Genomic DNA, 24,856 nt, shown 5'->3' on the forward strand with positions numbered 1-24,856 from the left:
CGTGCCCGCCTGCGCCTTCGAGGAACCCCATGTCCGCTGCCGTTCTCCGCGCTTCCACCGCGCCGACCCACTCCCCGCTCGCCGCGGCCCTGCTGCTGGGGCTGGGCCTGTGCGCCTCGCCCGCGCACGCCGCTGGCGGGGAGAGCGCCGAGGAGCAGGCGCGCCGCCACACGCCCAAGACGCTGGACAACGTGCGGGTCACCGGCGCGCGCGCCGAGCCGTCCACCACCACGCGCCTGCCCATCAGCATCCAGGACACGCCGCAGTCGGTGAGCGTGATCGGCCTGCAGCGGCTGGAAGACGAGTCGATGTTCAGCATCAACGATGTGATGCGCAACATCACCGGCGTCAACGTGTCCTTCTGGGACACCCAGCGTCCGCTGTACTTCGCGCGCGGCTTCCAGATCACCGACTTCCAGGTCGACAGCCTGCCGACCTACAGCGGCTCGACCAACCAGGAATACGACACCGCCTTCTACGACCGCATCGAGGTCATCCGCGGCGCCAACGGCCTGCTCAGCGGCGCCGGCATCCCCTCGGCCACGGTCAACCTGCTGCGCAAGCGCCCGGGCCGCGACTTCGATGCGGCGGTCACCGCCAGCGTGGGCAGCTGGGACTTCCGCCGCGCGCAGGCCGACGTCAACCTGCCGCTGACCAAAGACGGGCGCTTCCGCAGCCGCTGGGTCGGCGCCTGGACCGACCGCGACTATTACTACGACCGCTACGAAGAGAACAAGAAGGCCGGCATGGCCGTGCTGGAAGGCGACCTGACCGACAGCACGACGGTCACGGTCGGCTACCAGATCCAGGACAACAACCCGACCGGTTCGACCTGGGGCACGGTGCCGTTCTTCACCGCCGATGGCGCCAGCGCCCACCTCTCGCGCTCGACCAACTTCTCGCCGGCCTGGACGCGCTGGCAGCGCCAGACCCGCACCGCCTTCGCCAATCTGGAGCAGCGCTTCGGCGAGGACTGGCTGCTGAGGGTGAACTCGGCGCACACCAAGGGCCAGGTGCAGAGCCTGCGCGTCTACGGCAGCGGCTACCCGGACCCGGTCACCGGCGCCGGCACCTATCTGCAGGCCAGCGCCGGCGAAACGAACGACACCCGCGATGCGCTGGACGTGTATCTGTCGGGCAAGTTCGCGCTGTTCGGCCGGACCCACGATGTGGTGGTCGGCGGCAGCTGGCAGGATCTGCAGTCCACCACGCCCGGCGTCGCTTTGGTGTATCCGAGCGACTGGCAGATGATCGCCACGCCGTATGGCGATGCGATGGGCTTCAACGTGCCCGATCTGTACGACTGGGACGGCAGCGCCGGCGCACTGACCTATCGCCGCACCGGCGCCTGGCGCCAGGCCCGCACCACCCAGCGCGGCGTCTACGCCTCGGCGCGACTGCGCCTGGCAGAGCCGCTGTCGCTGATCGCCGGCGCGCGCCTGAGCTCGTGGGAAACGCGCACCCGCGCCTACAACGCCGCCGGCGCTTACGCCGGCACCAGCGGCCGCTACAAGGTCAGCGACGAGGTCACGCCCTACGTGGGCCTGGTGTACGACCTGGCGCCGGACGTGTCGCTCTACGCCAGCTACACCGAGATCTTCAATCCGCAGAACTACAAGGACAGGAACGACAACCTGCTGGCGCCGGTGCAGGGCTCCAACCTGGAAGCCGGCCTCAAGGCGCAGCTGTTCGACGGCCGCGCCATGGCGACCGCCGCGGTGTTCGAGGCCAAGCAGGACAACTACGCGGTTTTGGACACCACCCAGCCGCCGAACTCGCTGCCCGACGGCAGTTCGGCCTACATCGGCGTCAACGGCACCAAGAGCCGCGGCTGGGAAGTGGACTTCAACGGCGAGCTGCTGCCCGGCTGGACGCTCAACGCCGGCTACACCCACGTCAAGGTGACCCGCGCGCCGACCGACGCCATCTACGCCAACCTGCCCGAGGACTATCTGCAGCTGTCCACGCAGTGGCGCCTGCCGGGCCGCTGGGATCGCCTGAGCCTGGGCGGCGGCGTGAGCTGGCAGAGCAAGGTGCAGGGCTTCAACATCGAGCGTCCCAACGGCGACGGCAGCACCACGCCGGTGACGGTCACCCAGGGCGCCTACACGCTGGTCCACCTCAACGCCAACCTGCGCATCAACGCGCAGTGGACCGCGACACTGTCGGTGCGCAACGCGCTGGACAAGACCTACTGGGCCAACCTGGACTACAACAACTACGGCGAGCCGCGCTTCGTCTCGGCGAGCCTGCGGTGGCGGTTCTGAGATGTGGTGATGTGGGTTGAGGAGGGGCGGTAAGCGACGCTCGTCGCTCCTGCGAACGCGGCCTCGCGTGCCCTTGGCTTTCCCTCGCGAAAGTCCCTGGGTTCCCGCGTTCGCGGGAACGACGATAGAAATAGCGTCTCCATAGGCAACCAAGCCTTGCTTCTGCCCCACCCTTTCGCGCAGCGAAGGGGAGCTCGAAGTCGCGCACGAGCGACTGAGGGGCAGGGGTCGCGCTTGCTTCTGCCTCTCGCTGGCGCGCAGTCTCGCTCAGGGAACTACTCGCAGTACCGAGTTCGACCGGATGAAAGCCCTATCCGGCCTCAGTAACGACACGCGCCATCACTCACTTCGCCGGGCAAGGCGTCCCGCGGAACGTCAGTCGCTGCAGTCGCGTAGGCTCCACGCACGGCGCCGGCTTCGGCGCCGCGGCCGCCGCCGCGGCAGCCGCGCGTTCGTGCTGCAGCTGGGCCAGGCGCGCCTTGATCTGCGGCATCACCGCCAGCGCGGCCTTCTCGCCTTCCAGGATGGCCGCGTTGCGCTGGCTGAAATCGGCCGCGCCGATCTCGTTGACCTTGGGCCGCACCACCACGTCGGCGCGCGCAAGTTCCTGCTGGCCGGCGCGCTGGCCCATGATGGTGATCGACTGGTTGAGCGTGCCCAGCAGGTCGCCCGGATTCTTGCCGCTGGCCTTGCTGGAGATGTCCACGGCGATGACGAAGTCCGCGCCCAGTTGCCTGGCCGCATCCACCGGCACCGGGCTGACCACGCCGCCATCGACGTAGTGCCACTTGCCGATCTCCACCGGCTCGAACACGCCCGGCACACTGCTCGACGCACGCACCGCCTGGCCGGTGTCGCCGCGGTTGAACATCGTGCGCTCGCCGTCCTCCAGGCGCGTGGCGACCGCGACGAAAGGCTTCTTCAGCTTCTGGATCGGCGCCTTGCCCACCTGCGCATTGACGTAGTCCTGCAGCGCGCGCCCCTGCACCAGGCCGCCGGAGAACAGGCGCACATCGCGGATGGTCGATTCGTCCAGCGCCACCGCCTTGCTCTGCATCTGGAACACGTCCATGCCGCTTGCGTACAGCGCGCCGACCACGCTGCCGGCGCTGGTGCCGGCGACCACGTCGGGGCGGATGCCGTTGGCCTCCAGCATCTTGATCACGCCGATGTGCGCGAAGCCCTTGGCCGCCCCGCCGCCCAGCGCGATGCCGATCACCACCGGCCTGGCGGTGACCGCCGGCGGCGGCACCACGGTGGTGGCCGGCGGCGGCGTCTTGACCGCCTCGCCGCCGCAGGCCGAAAGCAGGGTGACGCAGACGGTCAGCAGCAGGCAGGTCAGGCGCGAAGCAGGCATGGCACGCAGGGCGTTGGGGAAAGTGCGCAGCTTAGTCAGCCGATGCCAAACGGCGGGCAACTTGTGGCGAGCCGGCCACATCGAGCGGCGGCCCCGAGGCGCGTCGGCCCCGGGCGCCACCGCTCAGTGCCCGCGCACGACCGGGAGCCAGAGCCACAGGGCCAAGAGGGTGGCCAGCAGCACGGGAGGCGTCAGGACAAGCCCGACCTTCATGTACTGCGCCCACGTGATCCGCTGGCCCTTGCCGGCCAGCACGTGCAGCCACAGCAGGGTCGCCAGCGAGCCGATCGGCGTGAGCTTGGGCCCCAGATCGTTGCCGACCACGCTGGCGTAGATCATCAGCTCGCGCGTCTGCGCGGGGACATTGGCCGCGTCGATGGCCAGCGCGCTGACCAGCGTCGCCGGCATGTTGTTCATGAGCGAGGCGAGCCCGGCCACGGCGAAGCCCGTGCCGACCGTGGCCACGAACGTGCCTTGCGCCGCCAGCCACACCAGGAGCGCGCGCGCCGCCTCCGTGAGCCAGGCACGGCCCAGGCCGTAGACGATCAGATACATACCGAGCGAGAACAGCACGATCTGCCACGGCGCACCGCGCAGCACCTTGCCCAGCGCGACCGTCGCGCCGCGACCGCCGGACGCCCAGCGGCCAGCGATCGCCAGGAGCAGCAGTGCCGCGGCGCCGGTGACCAGCGCGACCGGCACGCCCAGCGGGCCGGTGACGAAATAGGCCAGAAGCAGCAGGGCCAGCAGCGGGAAGGCGGCGCGGAACACCACTTCGTCGCGGATCGCCTGGCGCGGCGGCTCCAGACGATCGATGCCGTACGTGGCGGGCATGTCGCGTCGGCACCACAGCCACAGCACCCCCAGCGTGGCACCGACCGAGACCAGGTTCACCGGCACCATCACGGCGGCGTAGCGACCGAACGCGATCTCGAAGTAGGTGGCCGTGACGATGTTGACCAGGTTGGACACCACCAGCGGCAGGCTTGCCGTGTCGGCGATGAAGCCGCAGGCCACGGTGAAGGCCAGCGCGCCGGCTGGCGGGAAGTCCAGCCGCAGTAGGATCGCCAGCACGATTGGCGTCAGCAGCAGCGCCGCACCATCGTTGGCGAACACCGCGGCGATTGCCGCCCCGAGCAGCACGACCAGCGGAAACAGCCTGCGGCCAGCGCCGCCGCCCCAGCGGGCGACATGCAGCGCCGCCCAGGCGAAGAACCCGGCCTCGTCCATGAGCAGCGAGATCACGATCAGAGCGACGAAGGTGAAGGTCGCGTCCCACACGATGCCCCAGACCGTGCCGACGTCGTGCCAGCCGACCACGCCGGTGGCCAACGCGACGGTGGCGCCGGCGAGCGCGGACCAGCCGATCCCCAGCCCGCGCGGCTGCCAGATCACAAGGACGAGGGTGACGACGAAGATCGCGAGGGCAAGCATGGGGCGCTCCGGCGCGCGTCAGAGGGAGCGCCGATCCGGCGCCGGTGCGAGCGCCTGGGCGCGCTTCAGGCGCTCGGGAAGATTGCTCGATGGAAGGGGTCGCACCATGACGCGCGGTGCGGTCAGCGCGCGGGCCCGGACGGGATGGCGCGCGCGGCGCCGATGTCCGGCGGACACCGCGCATGCGCCTCATGCCGGCGTCGTGGGCACGGTCACGACCTCTCCGTCTTCCTTGGTGAAGCGAGCGACGGGATTGGCCAGCAGCGCCAGCACGCGCTCGGAAGGCCGACACAGCGCCACGCCCTTCTCGCTGACCACGATGGGCCGATTGATCAGGATGGGATGCGCCATCATCGCGTCCAGGAGCTGGTCGTCGGTCAGCGACGGTTCGTCTAGGCCGAGCTCGGCGTAGGGCGTGCCCTTCTCGCGCAGCAGCGCACGCGGGCTGATGTCCATGGCCGCGATCAGCGCAACCAGCGCCTCGCGCGTGGGCGGTGTCCGCAGGTACTCGATGACCTCGGGCGTCTCGCCCGACTCCCGGATCATGGCCAGCGTGTTGCGCGAAGTGCCGCAGGCCGGGTTGTGGTAGATGGTGATGCGCATGGGCTTATGAGGTCCGGAAGAAGGTTCGGGGCACATGCTCCGCTCGCTCACGCGCGGCGCTGCGGGGTGCAGGCAGACGCAAGCCCGAGCAGGTCGCCGCAGATGGCCGGGTTGCCGGAGCAGCAGTCGTCGGTGAGAAAGGCCAGCAGCTGGCGCATGTCCTCGTAGCTGGCCGCGTAGCGCACGCGCCGACCGTCGCGCCACGCGCGCACCAGGCCGGCCCGCTCCAGCGTCGCCAGGTGGAAACTCATGCGCGTGGGCGGGATGGACAGCGCTTCGGCGATGTCTCCGGACGCCACGCCTTCCGGACCGGCTTTCACCAGTAGGCGGAAGGCGGTCAATCGATCGGCATGCGCTAGGGCAGCCAGGGCGGAAACGGCGGAATCATCGTTCATGCCACAACTCTACAAGGATATTTGCAGAGTGCAAGGGAAAGCGGTCCTCACGGCGCATGAGCTTGCGCTCGACGCACCCGCCGACGGCGCTCAATGCCTGCCGATGCCGGCGGCAGCCTCCGCTTCTTGATCGCCTCCCTCGGCGGGAGGCGACACGGAATCAGAAGTTGTTGTCCCCATCCAGGATGCGACCCAGCCCGCCCAGCACCGAGCCTTCGCCGCGGGCCTGGCCGCCGCCCTGCGGGGCCGCCTGCAGCATGCGGCCGGCCATGCGCGAGAACGGCAGCGACTGCAGCCAGACCTTGCCCGGGCCGGTCAGCGTGGCCAGGAACACGCCCTCGCCACCGAAGAACATGCTCTTGATGCCCGCGACGCGGCGGATGTCCATGTCCACGCCACCGTGGTAGGCGACCACGCAGCCGGTGTCCACGTCTATGCGCTCGCCGGCGGCCAGTTCGCGTTCGACCACCGTGCCGCCGGCGTGGACGAACACCCAGCCGTCGCCCTCGAGCTTCTGCATGATGAAGCCCTCGCCGCCGAACAGGCCGGTGAGGATCTTGCGCTGGAAGGCGATGCCCAGCGACACCCCGCGCGCGCCGGCCAGGAAGCTGTCCTTCTGGCAGATCAGGCGACCGCCGTGTTCAGACAGCTTCAGCGGCACCACGGTGCCGGGATACGGCGCGGCGAAGGCGACCTTGGCCTTGCCGCTGCCGGTGTGCGTGTAGACGGTGGTGAACAGGCTTTCGCCGGTGACCACGCGCTTGCCCGCGGCCAGCAGCTTGTCCATGAAGCCGCCGCCGGCGCCGCTGGTGCGGCCATCGCCGAAGACCGTGTCCATCTGCACCGACGCGTCCTTGAACATCAGCGCGCCGGCCTCGGCCACCGCGCTCTCGCCCGGGTCCAGCTCCACTTCGACGAACTGCATGTCGTGGCCGACGATGCGGAAATCGATGTCGTCCGAACGCCCTGCCCCGGTCGGCGGCGGCGGCATGTTCGACGGCGAGGCGCTGCCGCCCAGTTCGGCCAGGGTCCCGACCGGCTGCCAACCCGACAGGCCCTCGCGCCAGGCCAGCGCGGACGGGTTGCCGCGGGCGAAGGCCTGCGCGGCCGCATCGTCGAACGGGCCCGAGCGGGTCTGCTCGGTGCCGGTGAGGAAGTACCAGCTGCTCATGGCGCACACCTGTCTGCGAAAGAGTGTGCCGAGTCTAGCGTCAGCCCCTGACGGCCGCGCCCGTGCCCAAGGTCATGCGCGGCGTGGGGTGGGAGCCGCCACGGCGGCGATGAGGCTTTCCCGGGAAAGCGCCATCGCCGCCATTGGCCAAAAAGGCCACAAGGCCGGCTCCCGCAGGTGCCTCGCGCGTCAGAAGCCCGCGCGGAACTGCGCGCCGATGATACGCGGGTCGTTGATGAAACCGGTCAGGTTGTCGAAGTCGATCGCGCCGGTGGCCCGGATCTGGTTGGTGCAGTTGCGGCAGAACACCGAGGCCTCGTACTTGCCGTCGGCCCAGGTGTAGCCGATCTTCAGGCCGCCCTCGGTCAGCGGCTGGCCGATGAACTCGCGCGACTGGTACAGGAAGAAGTTCACCTCGCTGCGGTACGACCAGTCGGTGTAGAAGAACAGCTCGCCGTCGGCGCCCATCGGCACGCCGTAGCGCAGGTTGACGTTGCCGATCCACTTGGCCGCCTGCGGCAGCGGGTTGCCGTCGATGCGGGCGAAGCCGTTGGCGTCGACCGGGTCGGTCACCGTGCACACCCACGACGAGCAGGTCGAGGTGGCCAGATCCTTGTCCTTGATCTCGGTGTGGTTGTAGCTGCCGTTGAGGCCGAAGCGCAGGTTCTCGGTCAGCAGCAGGTCGAAGTCCAGCTCGGCGCCGTAGGCCTGGCTCTTCTTGGCGTTGATCAGCTGCACCGCGTTGGAGGTGCCGCCGACCGCGGTCAGCTGCTGGTCCTTGATGTCCATGCTGTAGATGTCGAAGGCCAGCCGGCCGCGGCGCTCCCACAGGTCGGCCTTGATGCCCAGCTCGTAGGAATCCACCGTCTCGGGGCGGGCCACGGTCACCGGCACGCCGGTGGACGGCGGGCCGAAGCTGGCGCCGCGATAGCCGCGCGCGGCACGCGCGTACAGGTTGACCGCATCGCTCAGCGCCCAGGTCGCGGCGACGTCGCCGGTGACCTTGGAGCCGCTGGTGTCACCGCCGATCGGCGGCGGCGAGCTGCGGTCCCACTCCAGGATGTCGAAGGTCTTGTGGTCGTGCGTGTAGCGGATGCCGGCGCGCAGGTTGAGCACGTCGGTGGCCTGGTAATTGAGCGAGGCGAACGCCGCCCACGAGCTGGTCTTCTGCTTGGTCAGGTCGTAGCCCGTCAGCGCGCCACCGCCGATGGTGTCGTAGTCGTAAGCCTCGCCCTGCACGTTGTCGTAGAAGTAGTACAGGCCACCCTGCCAGTTGAGCGGGCCAGCGTAGTTCGACTCGGCGCGCAGCTCCTGGGTGAACTGGTCCAGCGACTTGATGCCGCCAGCGGTCTCCACCGAGAACGGGATGAAGCCCGGGCCGGACGGCGCGGCCGGGTCCACGAACGCGCCCGGGCCGTAGCCGCCGTCGATGTCGCCGCGGCTGTAGTACTTGGAGATGCCCTCGTAGCCGGTGATCGAGTGGAAGGTCACATCGCCCGAGCTGAAGGTCAGGTTGGCGCTGCCGCCGTAGGTGGTCAGTTCCTGCGCGTTGTGGCCGTCGATGTAGGCCTTGTCCTCGTCGAAGCCGTCGACCAGGTTGTTGTTGCCCGACTGGATGATGTTGGCGCGGAACAGGCGCGCGGTGCCGTTGAGCTTGCGCGCGTGGGCGTTGAACAGCGCGTTGAAGTCCTCCGAGGGCTGGAACAGCGCCTGCAGCCGCAGGGCCGTGTCGTCGTAGCCTTCCAGCTTCTGCCCGCTGATCTGGCTGGTCACCCAGTCGTCGCGGTGCTGCTGCAGCAGCGAGATGCGCGCGGCCCAGTCGCTGCCCATCGGCAGGTTGAGCGCGCCTTCGACCGAACTGGTGGCGTGGGTGCCGTAGGACACGCTGGCATAGCCGGAGGTCTCGCCCAGCACCGGGCGCACCGAGTTGAACTTGACCACGCCGCCGGGGGTGTTGCGGCCGAACTGGGTGCCCTGCGGGCCGCGCAGCACTTCGACGCTGGCCAGGTCGAACATCGGGAAGCCCTTGATGAAGGCGTTCTCGTAGACCACGTCGTCGTACACCAGCGACACCGGCTGCGAGGCGTAGGTGGTGAAGTCGGTGTTGCCGTAGCCGCGGATGTAGAAGCGCGGGAACACGCGGCCGTTGGAGGACTCCACGTTGAGGCTGGGCGACTTGCCGGCCAGCACGCGCACGTCCGAGGCGCTGGTGGAGATCGCGTCCAGGTACTCCGGGCGCAGCACGGTGGCCGAGACCGGCACGTCCTTGGCGTTCTCGGCGCGGCGGTCGGCGGTGACGGTGACCGCATCCAGCGCCACCGGCGTCTGCTGCGCCAAGGCGACGGTCGCGACGGCGGCATTGATGGCGATGGCGAGCGTGGCGTGACGCAGCGACCTGCTGGCGGACATGGGGCGACTCCGGGCGTGGGAAAGGGGCTTGGCGTGCTGTGGCGCAGCAAATTTAACGCAAAATACACGCTTTGGACCCGGAGTTGTCAAACCCGCGAGCGCCGCCTCGATCCCGAGGCATCGATCACGCTTTCAGCGGATCGCGATCCCCGCCTCCTGCAGCGCGGCGCGGGTGGGCGCGTCGCCGTCGGGCGTGACCGGACGCGTCAGCTCCCAGAGGAACGTCACGCCGAACCCCTCGGCACGCGCGTCCTGCGCCGTCCACAGCACGCAGACATCGCGCGCCAGCCCGCACACGTGCACCTGCGCGATGCCGCGTTCGCGCAGCCAGCCGGCCAGGCCGGTACTGGGACGCCGGCCGTCCGGGCCGTGGTTCTCGCGGAACGCGCTGTAGGAATCGACCTGCGGATGGGTGCCTTTGCGCAGGATGAGGTCGGCCGGCGTCCAGTCCACGCGCGGGTCCAGCGCCGCCCCCGGCGTGCCCTGCACGCAGTGCGCCGGCCACAGCGTCTGCGGCTGGCCGTGCAGGTCGATCACCTCGAATGGCCCATGCCCCGGATGCTGCGCGGCGAAGGAAGCATGCGTCCCTGGATGCCAGTCCTGCGTGGCCACGACCGTGCCGTAGACGCGCGAGGCCAGCAGCTGCGCGATGCCCGGCACGATCGCATCGCCCTCGAAGCAGGCCAGCGCGCCGCCCGGCATGAAGTCCGGCTGCAGGTCGACCACGATCAGCGCGGTATCGGAGGGCATCTCGGTCATCGAAGCGGCCAGCGGCGTGGGGAAGCGCAGCCTAGCCACGCGCGCCATCGGCCTCAAGCCAGCGCGGCCTTGAGCCCACCTTGATCGCCATGGGGCTAGGCTCACCGGCGTTGCCAGTGCGCGCATCGCACCGGCCACCTGCAAGGAGACCGCAGACATGCTCGACACCTGGGAGATCGCCCTGCGCCTGCTGCTGGCCGCGCTGCTGGGCGGCATCATCGGCGCCGACCGTGGCCGGCTGGAGTGGGCCGCCGGCCTGCGCACGCACATGCTGGTCTGCGTCGGCGCGGCCCTGGCGATCATCGTCTCGGCGTTCGGCTTCAGCGAGGCGCTGACCCAGCCGCACGTGGTGCTCGATCCCTCGCGCATCGCCGCCCAGGTGATCAGCGGCGTGGGCTTCCTCGGCGCGGGCACCATCCTGTTCCTGCAGCGCGAGCAGGTGATCCGCGGCCTCACCACCGCGGCCGGGCTGTGGGCGGTGGCCTCGATCGGGCTGGCCGTCGGCAGCGGCCTGTACGCGGCCGCGGTGCTGGCCACCGCGCTGCTGTGGATCATCCTGGCCCTGCTCAAGCCGCTGGAGCGCCGCTATCTGCGCCGCCGCCGCGCCTCGATGCCGGGCCTGAAGCTGGTGCTGTCGCGGCACGCGCCGCTGGGCCAGATCCAGCAGCAGCTGGAGCGCAGCGGCCTGCCGGTGCAGCGCATGATCCTCAAGCCGCGAACGCCGCAGACCGACCTGCTCGATGTGCGCTGCGAAGCGAGCGTGCCGCAGGCGGCCTTGCTGCAAGCCCTCGAGGATTTGCGCGGGGTCGCCGGCGTCGAACAGGTCGACCTGCGCGGCAGCGTCGGCCGGTAGCACCACCGACGCGGCGCACGCGCCTGCTCAGCCGCGCCACGCCAGCTCCACCCCCAGCAGCAGCAGGCAAATCAGGAAGCCGGCGCGGAACGCGGCGGGACTGATGCGCCGGCGCAGGCGTTGGCCCAGCCACATGCCCGCCAGCGCCGGCAGCACGGCGATCAGCGACGGCAGCACGTGGCTGGCCGGCAGCGCGCCGTGCAGCGCCAGGCCCGCGGCAAGCGCGAGCGTCGACACGGTGAAGGACAGGCCCAGCGCCTGCACCAGCGCATCGCGCTGCAGGCCCAGCGCCTGCAGGAACGGCACGGCCGGAATCACGAACACGCCGGTCATGCCCGTCACCACGCCGGTGACGCCGCCGACCAGCGGCGCGAGCACCCGCTCCAGCGCCGGCGGCACGCGGAACGGCCGCGACAGCAGGGTCACCAGCGCGTACAGCGCCAGCGCGACGCCGAGCAGGCGCGCCGTGCCGTGCGCCGCTTCGCCGGCCAGCCAGGCCGAGGCCAGCACGGTGCCCGCAACCACCGCCAGCTGCATCGGCCACAGCCGTCGCAGCAGCGGCCGCAGCTGTCCGCCGCTGAGGAGCTGCAGGACATTGGTCACCAGCGATGGCAGCAACAGCAGGGCAGCCGCCAGGGCGGGCTGCATCAGCGCGCCCAGCACGCCCATGGCCACGGTCGGCAGGCCCATGCCGGTGATGCCTTTCACGCCGCCGGCCACGAAGAACGTGCCGAGCACGAGGAGCCACCACAGTTCGTTGGAGATCTGCATGCGGCCATCAGACCGGGCGGCGCGCGCATGCACAATGCGGGATCGCCGATGCCGGCCTTCGGGCCAGCCGAAGAAGGAGTCGCCGTGCGCTTCGATCTGCCCGACCTGCGCCTGTTCCTTGCCGTCCTGGAGGCCGGCAGCATCACCGCGGGCGCCGGGCGCGCGCACCTGTCGCTGGCCGCCGCCAGCGAGCGCCTGCGCGCGATGGAAGACCACGCCGGCGTCGCGCTGCTCGAGCGCCTGCCCAAGGGGATACGGCCCACGACGGCGGGTGAGGCGCTGGCCCATCACGCGCGGTCGATCCTGCGGCAGTCGACGCTGCTGCGCAACGAACTGGCCGAACACGCCCGCGGCACGCGCGGGCGCGTGCGCCTGATGGTCAATACCGCCGCCATGAGCGAGGCGCTGCCGGACGCGCTGGCGCCGTGGCTGGCGGCCCATCCGCGGATCGATGTGGACCTGCTGGAGCGCAGCAGCGAGGAGATCGCCAGGGCGGTGGAGGCCGGCGTGGTGGAACTGGGCCTGCTGTCCGAGGCCGCGGTCACGCAAGGCCTGCAACGCCAGTTCTTCGCGCACGACACCCTGGTGGCGCTGCTGCCGCGCGATCAGGCGCAGGACGATGCACGGGCGCTGCGCCTGGCCGACCTGGCGGCACGGCCGCTGATCGGCCTGCCCGCGGACAGCGCCCTGCAGCAGCACCTGGAGGCGCAGGCCGCGGCGCTGGGCCTGCGCCTGTCCTATCGCGTGCGGTTGCGCACGTTCGAGGCCATCGGGGCGATGGTCGCCGCTGGTGCCGGCGTGGCGGTGGTGCCGGCCGCCGCGCTGGCGCGGCTTGGGGCGTGCGTTCGCGGCGTTGCGCTGCACGAGCCGTGGGCGCAGCGACGCCTGTGCCTGTGCTGGGACGGCGCGCGCCCGCTGTCGCCGACCGCGCAGGCCTTGCGCAGTCACCTGGCCGACTGGGCCGGCCGCGCCGCCGATCGTTGAGGCCGCCCTGCCTGGGCCCTTGAAACGCAACAGGCCCCGCCGAAGCGGGGCCTGCATGGATCGCCCTGCCTGCGTCGATCAGGCGATCGAGGCGCGGTAGATCGACTCGATGGTGGCATCGAGCGTCTTGTTGAACTCCTCGTCGCTCTGCTGCGCGCTCAGGCCCTCGGTCAGCGCGCGGCTGAAGCTGGCGATGATGCCGGGGTTCCGCGCCAGCTTGGCGTTGGCCTCGTCGCGGCTGTAGCCGCCGGACAGCGCCACCACCTTGAGCACGCTGGGGTGGTCGACCAGTTCCTTGAAGAAGCCATCGACGCTGGGCAGGGTCAGCTTGAGCACGACCGGCGTGGCCGCATCGATCTTGTCCAGGCGCTCGAGCAGGCCCTGCTTCAGCGTGGTCTCGATCGCGGCCTTGTCGGCGGCCTTGATGTCCACCTCCGGCTCGATGATCGGCACCAGGCCGGCGTCCAGCACCTGCTGGCCCAGTTCGAACTGCTGGTCCAGCACCGCGGCGATGCCGCCGGCGTTGTTGGCCTTGATGACCGAGCGCTCCTTGGTACCGAACACGCCCTTGGCCTTGGCCTTGGCCAGCAGCTCGGCCAGGCCGGGAATGGGCTTGAGCAGCTGCACGCCGTTGGCCTCGTCCTCCAGGCCCTTGTCGATCTTCAGGAACGGCACGACCTGCTTGACGTTCCACAGGTAGTGCGCGGCTTCTTCGCCTGCGAAGCGATCGTCCAGCGTGCGCTCGAACAGGATCGCGCCGACCACGCGCTCGCCGGTGAACGCCGGGCTGGTGACGATGCGCTCGCGCATCTGGTGGACCAGCGCGAACATCTCCGCATCGTTGGAATAGGCCGATTCCTCGACGCCGTAGAGCTTGAGCGCCTTGGGCGTGCTGCCGCCGCTCTGGTCGAGTGCGGCGATGAAGCCCTGGCCGGAGGCAATCTTGTCCCGCTGTTCCTGGTTGATCGACACGGTCGGCAAGTCCTGTGAAAGATGGGGGAGCCAGAGTGTACGCAAGCCCCGCGTCGCTGGCAGCCGTGAAAACGTTATCCGCTGCAGACGGTTTCAGCGGGGTACACGCCGAAGTGCCGCGCCCGCAGCGCAGGCGCGGCACGCGCGGATCAGGCCGCCTGGGCCAGATCCGCACGCAGGCGGCGTGCGGCCTCCACCATCTGCTCCAGCGCATGGCGCGTTTCCTCCCAGCCACGGGTCTTCAGGCCGCAGTCCGGGTTGACCCACAGCTGCTGCGGGCTGAGCACCGCCCGCGCCTTGCGCAGCAGTTCCACCATTTCCTCCACCGAGGGCACGCGCGGGGAGTGGATGTCGTACACGCCCGGGCCGATGCCGTTGGGATAGCGGAACCGCACGAACGCATCGAGCAGCTCCATGCGCGAGCGCGAGGTCTCGATCGAGATCACATCCGCATCCATCGCCGCCACCGCATCGATGATGTCGTTGAACTCCGAGTAGCACATGTGGGTGTGGATCTGGGTCGTATCGCCCACGCCGCTGGCGCAGATGCGGAAGGCCTCGATCGCCCAGTTCAGGTAATCCGACCACGCATCGCGGCGCAGCGGCAGACCCTCTCGGATGGCGGGCTCGTCGATCTGGATGATGCCGATGCCGGCGGCCTCCAGGTCGTTGACCTCATCGCGCAGGGCCAGCGCGATCTGGCGGCAGGTCTCGCTGCGGGCCTGGTCGTCGCGCACGAACGACCACTGCAGCACCGTGACCGGGCCGGTCAGCATGCCCTTCATCGGCCGCCGGGTCAGCGACTGGGCGTAGCGCGACCAGCGCACCGTCATCGGCTTCGGGCGCACCACGTCGCCGAAGATGATCGGCGGTTTGACGCAGCGGCTGCCGTAGCTCTGCACCCAGCCCAGCTTGGTGAAGGCGAAGCCGTCCAGCTGCTCGCCGAAGTACTCGACCATGTCGTTGCGCTCATACTCGCCATGCACCAGCACGTCCAGGCCGATGCGTTCCTGGAAGCGCACGCAGCGCTCGGTCTCGGCTTCCAGGAAGGTCTCGTAGTCGGCATCTGACAGCTTGCCCGCCTTGTGCTGGGCGCGTGCCTGGCGCACCTGCCGGGTCTGCGGGAACGAGCCGATGGTGGTGGTCGGGTACACGGGCAGCGCGAACGCCTGCTCCTGCAGCACGCGGCGCTGGGCGTAGGGCGAGGCGCGCCGGCTGTCGGCCTCGCTCAGCGTGGCCAGGCGCCGGGCCACCTCGGGCCGATGCACGCGCGCCGACTGACGGCGCGATTCCAGGCGGGCGCGCTGCTGCGCCAGCCGGCCTTCCGCGCCTTCGCGTCCGTCCAGCGCGTCGGCCAGCACGCGCAGCTCGCCCAGCTTCTGCCGGGCGAAGGACAGCCAGGATTTGAGTTCGGCGTCGAGCGCCTTCTCCTGCTCCAGGTCCACCGGCACGTGCAGCAGCGCGCACGACGGCGCCAGCCACAGGTTGTCCGCGCCGACGTGCCCTTGCGCATAGCGCGCCAGCGTCAGCGCGTTGTCCAGGTTGGTGCGCCAGACATTGCGCCCGTTGACCAGGCCAGCCGAGAGCACGCGGCCCTTGGGCCAGGCCTGCAGCACCGCGTCGAGCTGTTCCGGCGCACGCACCAGGTCCACGTGCAGGCCCTCGACCTGCAGCCGCGCGACCAGGTCCAGGTTGTCGCCCAGCGCGCCGAAGTAGGTGGTCAGCAGCAGCCTGGAGCGCGGCGCCTGGGCCAGAAACGCATAGGCCCGGGCGAAGGCCGCCCTGGCCGCCTCGTCCAGGTCCAGCACCAGCGTGGGTTCGTCGATCTGCACCCAGGCCGCGCCCGCGGCATGCAGGCGTTCGAGCAGCTGCGCGTACACCGGCAGCAGGCGCTCGAGCAGCGCCAGCCGGTCGCTGCCATCGGTGGTCTTGGACAGCAGCAGGAAGCTCACCGGCCCCAGCAGCACCGGCCGCGTGTCGAAGCTGGCGGCTTTGGCTTCGAGGAACTGCGCCACGGGCTTGTCGCCGCGCAGGGCGAAGTCCTGGCCGGCGTGCAGTTCCGGGACGATGTAGTGGTAGTTGGTGTCGAACCACTTGGTCATCTCCAGCGCGCGCAGGTCGATGCCGCCGGTCTGCACGCCGCGCGCCATGGCGAAGTAGCCGGCCAGCGGGTCGGCATCGGCCAGGGCGCGATAGCGCTGCGGGAGGGCGTCGAACAGGAACGCCGTGTCCAGCACATGGTCGTAGAGCGAGAAGTCGTTGCTGGGCAGCACGTCGGCGCCGGCCCGCCGCTGCAGCTGCCAGTGCTGCGCGCGCAGGGCCGCGGCGGTGGCCTGCAGCGTGTCGGCGCTGTCCTCGCCCTTCCAGTAGCGCTCCAGGGCGTGCTTGAGTTCGCGGCGTGGTCCGATGCGCGGAAAGCCGAGGTTGGTGACGCTGGTCATTGATGGATCCTCATTGCGTGTGGGCATTGAGGAACGAAGGAACCGCACGCCACGCCTCACGGCCCTGCGGCTGCGACGTGCCATGCCAGCGACCTTCGCCCCCCGCGGGCGAACCGGCCCCGTGCGCGGAAACCTCCACACGCGCACGCACGCGGCACCGGGCCTTGCGCCCGCCGCATCACGCGCCCGTGCCGCTCCCGCGAGCGGTGCCAGGTCGAAGCGGAAGACCCGTTGGCGGGTCCTCCGGCCGGGGCCGGTCTTCGGGCTCATGGACTTGGGGCGGGAAACGAGGGGAGAGAACGGGGACGAGTCAAGCCGGAACCATCCGCTTGTCACGCATCCCTGTTCCTCCCCACGCGTTCCCGGGCCCTGGACCTAGCCGTCGCTTCCCAGGGACAGGCCCCAGTGCAGATGACGGGTTCGTTTCCAGTTACCGCTGCGGGGCAGCTCCGGAATGGACGCGCACACGGCGCGCCTTCACCGGATTCCCGTTTAATCCATCGCTTCATGTGGATGAAGCGATGGAACCACGACGAGCGCACCTTACGCGCCGGTAGCCGGGCGCGTCAAGGCGACACGGCTCGGGCCAGCAGGAACGACAAAGGCCCCTCGCGGGGCCTTGTCGTCGTGCCTGCAGGCGGACCGTTCGTTGCCGCGGCTCAGCCCACGCCGGTCGGGCCGTCCAGCACCTGACGGACCAGCTTGAGCAGGTCGCGCTGGGTGTAGGGCTTGTTGATCACGTCGAACTGCGCGCCCTCCGCGTCGCTGCGCGCCAGCGTGTTCTCGGCGTAGCCGGTGGTGAGGATGACCTTGGTCGCGGGGCTGCGTCGCTGCACTTCGTGGGCCAGGACCACGCCATTCATGTCGCCGGGCATGATCAGGTCGGTGAACAGCAGGTCGTACGATCCGCCGGCCCTGATCAGTTCCAGCGCCTGGGTCGCGTTGCTGGCCACGTCGGTCTGGTAGCCGACGGCTTCCAGGAACATCTGCGCCACCGCGGCCACGTCCTCGCGGTCCTCCACGATCAGGATCCGCTCGCTGCCGCCACGACCGCTGGCGCGCGGTTCGGGCAGCTGCGGCTTGCCGCCCTCGCCCGCCTGGGCCGGGAAGTACAGCCGGATGGTGGTGCCCCGGTCCACCTCGGAATAGATGCGCACCGCGCCGCCGGACTGCTTGACGAAGCCGTACACCATGCTCATGCCCAGCCCCGTGCCCTTGCCCTCCTCCTTGGTGGTGAAGAAGGGTTCGAGCACGCGCTGCTGGATCTCCGGGGACATGCCGCAGCCGGTATCGGTCACGGCCACGCTGACGTACTTTCCGACCGCCAGGTGGTGGAAGTCGGGACTGCTCAGGTCGCTCTGGTCCACCTCGACATTGGCGGTCTCGATGGTGACCTGCCGCTGCGCCCGCCCCTCCATCGCATCGCGCGCATTGAGCAGGATGTTCAGCAGCGCCACCTCGGCCTGGGTGCTGTCCAGCTTGGCGTTCCACAGCGAGGCGTCGAGCTGGGTCACCAGTTCGACATCGTCGCCCAGCGAGCGATGCGCCAGATCGACCATGCCCGACACCAGCGTGTTGAGGTTGGTGGTGCGACCCTCCAGCCGCTGGCGGCGTGCGAAGGCCAGCAGCTGCTGGGTCAGCGTGGCGGCCTTCTTCGCCGCGGCCTGGGCGCGCTGGATGCCGGCCTCGATGCGCGCCCGGTCCGGCTTCTCGGCGCTGTTGAGCATCCCGAGCAGTTCCAGATGGCCGCTCATGACCTGCAGCAGGTTGTTGAAGTCGTGCGCGATGCCGCCGGTCAGCTGGCCGACCGCCTCCATCTTCTGCGCCTGGCGCAACGCGTCCTCCGCATCGCGACGGCGGCTGACGTCCAGCTGCGAGCCGAAGAAGAAGATCAGCTTGCCGTTCTCGTCGAACACCGGCGAGGTGAACAGCGCATTCCAGAACGAGGTGCCGTCCTTGCGGTAGTTCAGGATCTCGGCGGCGAACTCGCGGTTCTGCGCGATCGACTCGCGTACCGCCGCGACCGTGGCGCGGTCGGTGTCCTTGCCCTGCAGGAAGCGGCAGTTGCGCCCGATCAGCTCTTCCGAGCTGTAACCGGTCATCTCGATGAAGGCGCGATTGGCGAAGACGATCGGGTTGTCGGGCTGATGCGGGTCGGTCACGATCATCGGCATGCGCGTGGTTTCCACCGCCGCGAAGAAGATGTCGGACTTGTGGCTCTTCAAGCGCAGATCGTCGATGGCCGGAGACTTGAAGCCGGGTGCGGGTTCCTGGGGCAAGCGCAATCCTTGGAAGAGTGGAGGGACTCGCCGTGCCTCAAGCCGCCACGGCCGCCGGATCGGCCGCCGCACGCTCCACCGGCTGCGGCTGCTCCACGGGCGCCAGGCGGAAGCCGAAGCTCAGGTGGGTATGCAGCAGCGGCCTGTCGAAGGGCTTGTCGATGATCTTGCGCAGATTGTAGATGTGACTGCGCAGCGTGTCCGAATCGGGCAGGTCGTTGCCCCAGATCTCCCGCTCCAGCTGCGCGCGGGTGACGATCGCGGGTGAATGCCGCATCAGCACCGCCAGCAGCTGGAACTGGATCGGCGAGAGGGACAGACGCTGGCCGGCGCGCCTGACGGTGTAGTTCCCGGTTTCCAGCGTCAGGTCGCCGACCACCAGCTGCGTGCCGGCCAGCTGGCGGCGCTGGCGCTTGATCAGCGCGGTCAGGCGCGCCTGCAGTTCCGGCAGCGCATAGGGTTTGACCAGATAGTCATCGGCGCCGGCCTCGATGCCGGTCACGCGGTCCTCCACCCGCTCGCGGCCGGACAGGAAGATGATCGGCGTGCTGCGCTTGACCTCGCGGCGGAAGGCGCGGCACACGTCCAGCCCGTCCATGCGCGGCATCTTGCCGTCCAGCAGGATCACGTCGTAATGCTGCTCGCTGGCCAGACGCAGTCCCTCGACGCCGTCATGGGCGTAGTCGACGTCGTAGCCGATGGATTCGAGATATTCGCCGGTGGCCGAAGCGATCGCATAGTCGTCATCGACCAGCAGCAGGGTATGCCGTTGTTGGAAGGCGCGCATGTGGGCAGGTCCTGGAAGTGTGCCGCTACCATCGCTTCGCCGATGCCCATGCCGAGTGAAGGCGGCGCGGCAAGCCATCACGCGCGATGCACGCGTTTTCCCTTCGCTCAGTGTTGTCGTGCATGAGTCAGCGGGAGATGCACGCATCAGGCCGTGCGAGGGATCATGCAGCCGAGGCATGTTGTCTGCTTTCGCTCAGCAGCGCCCCGGCCTTTCGTGCAAGGCGCGGAAGATGCAACGCGCGATCGAACGGGAATCCGGTCATCGCGATCACGGGGTGCAAGTGCACCGCCCGGCCTCATCCCACCTGCTGGGCGAAGGAACCAACGCGCGTGTCGGAATCCAGCCCGGCACGCGCGCGGGCTGCGGCATCGGCCAACACCAGCAGCGCGTTGGCGTAGTCCGACGCCGAATAGGTCACGGTGGCCCGCGTGGCCGCCGCGCTCCCCTGCAGCATCGGCGTGCGCTCCACCATCACCGCGATCTGCGCCAGTTCGTCCGCAAGGCCGATCACCCGGAACAGGTTCAGCGCTTCGCCACGCTGGCCGCCGATCGACTCCCAGTCCAGTGCATCCAGCAGCGACGCCGGTGGGTCGAGCGTGCGCCATTGCAGCGCGTAACGCACATCGCCCCAATGCCCCAGGCGCAGCGATGTGGCCAGGACGCGCAGGTCGGCCGTCCACTGGGCCAGGTCCCCAGCCAGCTGCTGGCGCTCCAGCTCCCAGTCTTCACTACCGGCCGCCGGCTTGGCACCGCCGAAGAAGGGATACACCAGCAGGACGAGGACGGCGGCCAGAAGCGCCGCCAGCAGGACGGCGACAAGAACGTCGGATGGCGCGGCAAAAGCGAGCATGGGTCGAGGCGGCAGGGATGCGTGCCTCACATGTAAGGGTCGGCCTGTGATGGCCGCGCAGTGAATCGCTGAACAGGCGTGGACGCCGACTTGCAGTGCTCACCGTCTCGATGGAACCAGGGCACGCCGGCAGCGGCCGGCGTGCCCATCCGCCCGCTTGGCAGGACTTCAGGCCAGCATGCGCAGCTTCGGCTCGCGCGCCCATTGGCGCGTCTTGGCGGCGGCGATGAAGGCCTTGGTGTCGGCCGCATCCACGATGCCCGCGTCCTTGCCGACGTTGCCGGCCTTCAGCAGGGGCGCTGCGCCCGCGTCGCTGGCGATGGCCTTCAGATGCGCCCACGCATTGCTGACGAAGTCGATGGCGGCCGATTCCTTCGCCAGCGCCTTGCCGGCCTCGGCCGTCAGCACCACCGCGACCGCATCGAACACGAACGACGGCGTACCCGCCAGCTGGCCGTCGGCGCTGACCTTCTTGCCGTCGGACAGCGTGACGCCCAGCTTCGGCGCCACCAGCTTGACCGTCGCGCCCGCGTCCCTGGCCGCCTTCTGCAGCGCCTTGACCGTGCCCACGTCCGACCCGTCGTGCACCAGGATGCCGACCGTGCGGCCCTTGAGCGTGTCCTTCATCCTGCCGATCAGCTGCAGCGCCGGCGAAAGCGGCATGTCGATCGGTTCGACCCTGGCCTGCGCCGGCGGCGGCAGCACATCCAGGCCCAGGCCGTTGGCCACGCGCTGGGCAAGTTCGGGATCGACGTGGCGCAGGTGACCCACGACCGCTTCACGCACATGCGCGGTCTCGACCTTGGACAGTTCGAACACCAGCGCCGAGGCCAGGTGCGCCTGCTCGGGCTTGGTCTGGCTGCGGTAGAACAGCCGCGCCTGGCTGTAATGGTCGGCGAAACTTTCCGGCCGCACCCGGCCCTTGGCGCCATCGTCGACCGTGGCGTGGCTGCGGAAGCCGGCCGGCGTTTCGCGCGGGCTGTCGCCTTGCAGCGAAGAGGGCTCGTAGGCCACGCGCCCCTTCGGCACGCCCATCTGCATGTGTCCGTCGCGCTGGTTGTTGTGGAACGGACACTTGGGCGCGTTGATCGGCAGCTGGTGGAAGTTGGGCGAGCCCAGCCGCGAGAGCTGGGTGTCCAGGTAGGAGAACAAGCGCCCCTGCAGCAGCGGATCATTGGAGAAATCGATGCCCGGCACGATGTTGGCCGGGCAGTAGGCCACCTGCTCGGTCTCGGCGAAGAAGTTGTCCGGCCAGCGGTCCAGCACCATGCGCCCGATGATCTGCAGCGGAATGGTCTCCTCCGGGATCAGCTTGGTCGGGTCCAGGTGGTCGAACGGGAACTGCGCGGCCTGTTCCTCGGTGAACAGCTGTACGCCCAGCTCCCACTCGGGGAAGTCGCCGGCGGTGATGGCCTCGAACATGTCGCGGCGCTGGAAGTCCGGATCGGCGCCGGCCACCTTCACCGCCTCGTCCCAGACGTGGGACTGCAGGCCCAGCTTGGGGCGCCAGTGGAACTTCACGAAGGTGCTGTTGCCCTGCGCATCGAGCAGGCGGAAGCTGTGGATGCCGAAGCCTTCGATCATGCGCAGCGAACGCGGGATGGCGCGGTCGCTCATCGCCCACATGATCATGTGCATCGACTCGGGCGTGAGCGAGATGAAGTCCCAGAACGTGTCGTGCGCGCTGGCCGCCTGCGGGAAGCCGCGGTCCGGCTCCATCTTCACCGAGTGGATCAGGTCGGGGAACTTGATCGCATCCTGGATGAAGAACACCGGGATGTTGTTGCCCACCAGGTCCCAGTTGCCCTCCTTGGTGTAGAACTTGACCGCGAAGCCGCGCACGTCGCGCGGCGTGTCCACCGAACCCGCGCCGCCGGCGACGGTCGAGAAGCGCGTGAACACCGGCGTCTTCACCCCGGTCTCGGTCAGCAGCTTGGCGGTGGTGTACTTGGCCAGCGACTTGGTCAGCTCGAAATAGCCGTGCGCCGCGGTGCCGCGCGCATGCACGATGCGCTCGGGAATGCGCTCGTGATCAAAGTGGGTGATCTTCTCGCGCAGGATGAAGTCTTCCAGCAGCGTCGGGCCGCGCGGTCCGGCCTTGAGCGAGTTCTGGTTGTCGCTGACCGGGATGCCCTGGTTGGTGGTCAGCACCGGATGGGTGCCGCCGGCCTGCTGATGCAGCTCATCGCCCTGCCCGCGCGCGGCGCTGTCTTCGGAAGTGGGAGGAGTGGCGGATTTGGCGGAAGCTTTGCGAGCGGCCATGGCGTGATGCTCCAGGTGGCGGGCGAGGGAGTCGGGGATGCTGGTCGCCGTCGCGTCAACCGATTGTGGAGTAACGCTCGCACCGCCTTCACGCGACGTTCCCGGTATGCCACCGCGATCTGCGACCATGGGCGGGTTCATCCAAGGACAACGTGCCCGATGTCGCTGCTGCTGCTCGCCGTTGGCGTCCTGCTGACGGCCCTGTTGTTCCGCCTGCGTCGCCCGCGTGCCGCACGCTGCGTAGGCGTGGTCTGGTTCGTCCTCTTCTGGCTGCTGGGCAACGGCCTCCTGGCCGGCCGGATCGTCGATGCCACGCAGGCCGGCCAACGCGCGCCCGCGCGCGTGGTCTGGCAGCCGGGCGCGGTGATCATCGTGCTGGGCATGGGCATGCAACGGCTGCCGCACGAAGGCGGGATCGAACCGCAATCGCTGGCCTACAGCCGCATCCTGCGCGCGGTGCAGCTGTTCGACGCATGCAAGGCCGCCACGCAGGGCTGCAAGGTGCTGGTCTCCGGCGGCGACCCGGCCGGCCTGGGCAACAGCGAAGCCGAGCTCTATGCCTCGCTCATCGAAGAGGCCGGCGTCCCGGCCGCCGACGTGTGGAAGGAGGAGGCTTCGCGCAACACCTGGGAGAACGCCAAGTTCACCGCGCGCCTGCTGTCGAGCAGGCCTCACGGGCCGCTGGTGCTGGTCACCTCGGGCCTGCATATGCGCCGCAGCCTGCTGTACTTCCGCCATTTCGGCCTGCAGCCCACCCCCGAACGCAGCGACTACACCACGCCCTTCGCCTCGTGGCTGCCCAACAGCTACAACCTGCTGATCAGCGACTTGGCGGCCGTCGAGTGGCTCGGCATCGCCCGCTACCACTGGTACAACTGGCTGGGCCGCAACGATCCGCCGATCGAGCCCGCGCCCGAGGGCTCCTCCGCCCATCCGCTCCTGCGCGACCGGCCGGTGACGCTTCCTCCCGCGCAGTAAGGGAGCCGAAAGCCTCACGGAATGGGTCGCACGGCCGGGGCGTGGCGTTGTTCGATGAGATGGGTGTCGCAGCGCCGCGACTTCGCATCCAATGACGCCGCGTGTCGACGCCGCGTGGGTGGAAGCTCCACGGAATCCGGCTTCGCACGCCGACGTCGACCAGTGGGGTACGCGCAACTCCGGTCACTGCACCCGTGCCATTGAAGCCGCGGACTTTCAGTGCACCGCGCTCGTAAGCGAGCAGGCAGCGCTCAGGCTGCCGGCCTTGCAGCGGCCTAATTCTTCATTCTGACCGCGACGGCCGTCCACGTCCTGCGTGGCGCGTCCTTCAACCGAGCAGGCTTGGTGTCTCGCACGCCACCAGATGCCAATGCCTCGCTTCCCGATCACCGCGCGCCGCCAGGTGCTGCGCCCCGATTAGGGCGGGGCCTTGCCGAGGCTCTGGTGCATTTATTTCCCGCAAAAGAAGACCCCCTCGGATCGCGAGATCCGAGGGGGTCTGGGGTAAGACCCTGGCGATGACCTACTCTTGCATGGCTTAAGCCACACTACCATCGGCGCAGCTGCGTTTCACTTCCGAGTTCGGGATGGGATCGGGTGGGACCACAGCGCTAATTTCACCAGGGAGACGGTTGGAGCGTCGCCAGTGTTTGCTTTCCTTGAGGAGTCCGCACATGGAAGTGCGGGCTTCTGCGAAGGGAAGCGCATACGGCGCTCAGTCTCGCGTAGTTACTTGTGATGTAGAGAGTGTTTAGTGAGCACCGACGTGCGTCGAGGCTAAGTTGGTCTTCGCTTGGGCGAAGCCACTTGAGGTTATATGGTCAAGCCACACGGATCATTAGTATCAGTTAGCTCAACGCCTTACAGCGCTTACACACCTGACCTATCAACCACCTAGTCTTGATGGTTCCTTTAGGGGACTTGTGTCCCGGGAGATCTCATCTTGAGGCGCGCTTCCCGCTTAGATGCTTTCAGCGGTTATCGCTTCCGAACATAGCTACCCGGCAGTGCCACTGGCGTGACAACCGGAACACCAGAGGTTCGTCCACTCCGGTCCTCTCGTACTAGGAGCAGCCCCTCTCAAATCTCCAACGCCCATGGCAGATAGGGACCGAACTGTCTCACGACGTTCTGAACCCAGCTCGCGTACCACTTTAAATGGCGAACAGCCATACCCTTGGGACCGACTACAGCCCCAGGATGTGATGAGCCGACATCGAGGTGCCAAACACCGCCGTCGATATGAACTCTTGGGCGGTATCAGCCTGTTATCCCCGGAGT

18 protein-coding genes, 2 rRNA genes and 1 riboswitch (1 of these 21 running past the window's edge) are annotated in these 24,856 nt (G+C 68.9%); of the genes, 4 read left to right on the top strand and 16 right to left on the bottom strand.

All coding sequences use genetic code 11. The features are described from left to right. Positions 1 to 29 precede the first annotated feature (29 nt). Complete coding sequence (locus LAJ50_RS19105) at positions 30 to 2,267, top strand: TonB-dependent siderophore receptor (protein ID WP_138653678.1); 2,238 nt, start codon at positions 30 to 32, stop codon at positions 2,265 to 2,267. A 343-nt stretch (positions 2,268 to 2,610) separates the two neighbouring features. Here the strand turns inward: LAJ50_RS19105 and LAJ50_RS19110 are convergent, their stop codons facing one another. The 7 genes from LAJ50_RS19110 to LAJ50_RS19140 all read right to left on the bottom strand — a co-directional run bounded on the left by LAJ50_RS19110 (position 2,611) and on the right by LAJ50_RS19140 (position 10,395). Beyond that, on the bottom strand, positions 2,611 to 3,624 hold the full coding sequence (locus LAJ50_RS19110) for a patatin-like phospholipase family protein (protein ID WP_138653676.1): 1,014 nt from the start codon (positions 3,622 to 3,624) through the stop codon (positions 2,611 to 2,613). A gap of 123 nt (positions 3,625 to 3,747) precedes the next feature. Beyond that, entirely contained in the window at positions 3,748 to 5,058 is a 1,311-nt protein-coding gene (locus tag LAJ50_RS19115; RefSeq protein ID WP_130552733.1) for an arsenic transporter, read from the bottom strand. Between the two features lie 189 nt (positions 5,059 to 5,247). After that, positions 5,248 to 5,661 carry an arsenate reductase (glutaredoxin) gene (gene arsC / locus LAJ50_RS19120; RefSeq protein ID WP_130552732.1) on the bottom strand — a complete coding sequence of 138 codons (414 nt, stop codon included), beginning with the start codon at positions 5,659 to 5,661 and terminating at the stop codon, positions 5,248 to 5,250. 47 nt (positions 5,662 to 5,708) lie between these two features. After that, positions 5,709 to 6,056, bottom strand: coding sequence for a helix-turn-helix domain-containing protein (locus LAJ50_RS19125; RefSeq protein WP_130552731.1), 348 nt, complete (start codon positions 6,054 to 6,056; stop codon positions 5,709 to 5,711). A gap of 160 nt (positions 6,057 to 6,216) precedes the next feature. Continuing rightward, entirely contained in the window at positions 6,217 to 7,227 is a 1,011-nt protein-coding gene (locus LAJ50_RS19130) for a TIGR00266 family protein (RefSeq protein WP_138653674.1), read from the bottom strand. Positions 7,228 to 7,416: 189 nt separating this feature from the next. Next, on the bottom strand, positions 7,417 to 9,636 hold the full coding sequence (locus LAJ50_RS19135; protein WP_130552729.1) for a TonB-dependent receptor: 2,220 nt from the start codon (positions 9,634 to 9,636) through the stop codon (positions 7,417 to 7,419). Between the two features lie 132 nt (positions 9,637 to 9,768). Then, positions 9,769 to 10,395, bottom strand: coding sequence for a nicotinamidase (locus LAJ50_RS19140; RefSeq protein WP_130552838.1), 627 nt, complete (start codon positions 10,393 to 10,395; stop codon positions 9,769 to 9,771). 157 nt (positions 10,396 to 10,552) lie between these two features. Between LAJ50_RS19140 and LAJ50_RS19145 the strand changes: the two genes are divergently transcribed. Beyond that, complete coding sequence (locus LAJ50_RS19145; protein WP_130552728.1) at positions 10,553 to 11,248, top strand: MgtC/SapB family protein; 696 nt, start codon at positions 10,553 to 10,555, stop codon at positions 11,246 to 11,248. Between the two features lie 27 nt (positions 11,249 to 11,275). Here LAJ50_RS19145 and LAJ50_RS19150 read toward each other — a convergent pair whose 3' ends face one another. After that, on the bottom strand, positions 11,276 to 12,019 hold the full coding sequence (locus tag LAJ50_RS19150) for a sulfite exporter TauE/SafE family protein (RefSeq protein WP_130552727.1): 744 nt from the start codon (positions 12,017 to 12,019) through the stop codon (positions 11,276 to 11,278). 84 nt (positions 12,020 to 12,103) lie between these two features. On the opposite strand from LAJ50_RS19150, the gene LAJ50_RS19155 reads away from it, so the two are divergent. After that, a complete protein-coding gene (locus LAJ50_RS19155) occupies positions 12,104 to 13,003 on the top strand; it encodes a LysR family transcriptional regulator (RefSeq protein ID WP_138653672.1) in 900 nt (299 codons plus the stop codon). A 78-nt stretch (positions 13,004 to 13,081) separates the two neighbouring features. On the opposite strand, the gene LAJ50_RS19160 is transcribed toward LAJ50_RS19155, so the two are convergent. The 6 genes from LAJ50_RS19160 to LAJ50_RS19185 form a co-directional block, all read right to left on the bottom strand. Then, positions 13,082 to 13,969, bottom strand: coding sequence for a fructose bisphosphate aldolase (locus LAJ50_RS19160; protein WP_165424204.1), 888 nt, complete (start codon positions 13,967 to 13,969; stop codon positions 13,082 to 13,084). A gap of 155 nt (positions 13,970 to 14,124) precedes the next feature. Further along, entirely contained in the window at positions 14,125 to 16,416 is a 2,292-nt protein-coding gene (gene metE / locus LAJ50_RS19165) for a 5-methyltetrahydropteroyltriglutamate--homocysteine S-methyltransferase (RefSeq protein WP_138653670.1), read from the bottom strand. A 233-nt stretch (positions 16,417 to 16,649) separates the two neighbouring features. Continuing rightward, positions 16,650 to 16,963, bottom strand: a riboswitch (cobalamin riboswitch). 112 nt (positions 16,964 to 17,075) lie between these two features. Continuing rightward, complete coding sequence (locus tag LAJ50_RS19170) at positions 17,076 to 18,590, bottom strand: histidine kinase famiy protein (RefSeq protein WP_235872686.1); 1,515 nt, start codon at positions 18,588 to 18,590, stop codon at positions 17,076 to 17,078. 142 nt (positions 18,591 to 18,732) lie between these two features. After that, positions 18,733 to 19,482: a response regulator transcription factor gene (locus tag LAJ50_RS19175; protein ID WP_130552723.1), complete on the bottom strand. Its 750-nt coding sequence runs from the start codon at positions 19,480 to 19,482 to the stop codon at positions 18,733 to 18,735. Between the two features lie 298 nt (positions 19,483 to 19,780). Then, a complete protein-coding gene (locus LAJ50_RS19180; protein WP_138653668.1) occupies positions 19,781 to 20,335 on the bottom strand; it encodes a hypothetical protein in 555 nt (184 codons plus the stop codon). 168 nt (positions 20,336 to 20,503) lie between these two features. Next, on the bottom strand, positions 20,504 to 22,597 hold the full coding sequence (locus tag LAJ50_RS19185) for a catalase (RefSeq protein ID WP_138653666.1): 2,094 nt from the start codon (positions 22,595 to 22,597) through the stop codon (positions 20,504 to 20,506). A 159-nt stretch (positions 22,598 to 22,756) separates the two neighbouring features. Between LAJ50_RS19185 and LAJ50_RS19190 the strand changes: the two genes are divergently transcribed. Then, a complete protein-coding gene (locus tag LAJ50_RS19190; protein WP_171044613.1) occupies positions 22,757 to 23,575 on the top strand; it encodes a YdcF family protein in 819 nt (272 codons plus the stop codon). A gap of 510 nt (positions 23,576 to 24,085) precedes the next feature. Here LAJ50_RS19190 and rrf read toward each other — a convergent pair. Beyond that, a 5S ribosomal RNA gene (gene rrf / locus LAJ50_RS19195) occupies positions 24,086 to 24,200 on the bottom strand. 192 nt (positions 24,201 to 24,392) lie between these two features. Then, positions 24,393 to 24,856, bottom strand: a 23S ribosomal RNA gene (locus tag LAJ50_RS19200) (it continues 2,403 nt past the right edge of the window).

This window comes from Pseudoxanthomonas sp. X-1, assembly GCF_020042665.1.
Taxonomy (GTDB): domain Bacteria; phylum Pseudomonadota; class Gammaproteobacteria; order Xanthomonadales; family Xanthomonadaceae; genus Pseudoxanthomonas_A; species Pseudoxanthomonas_A spadix_A.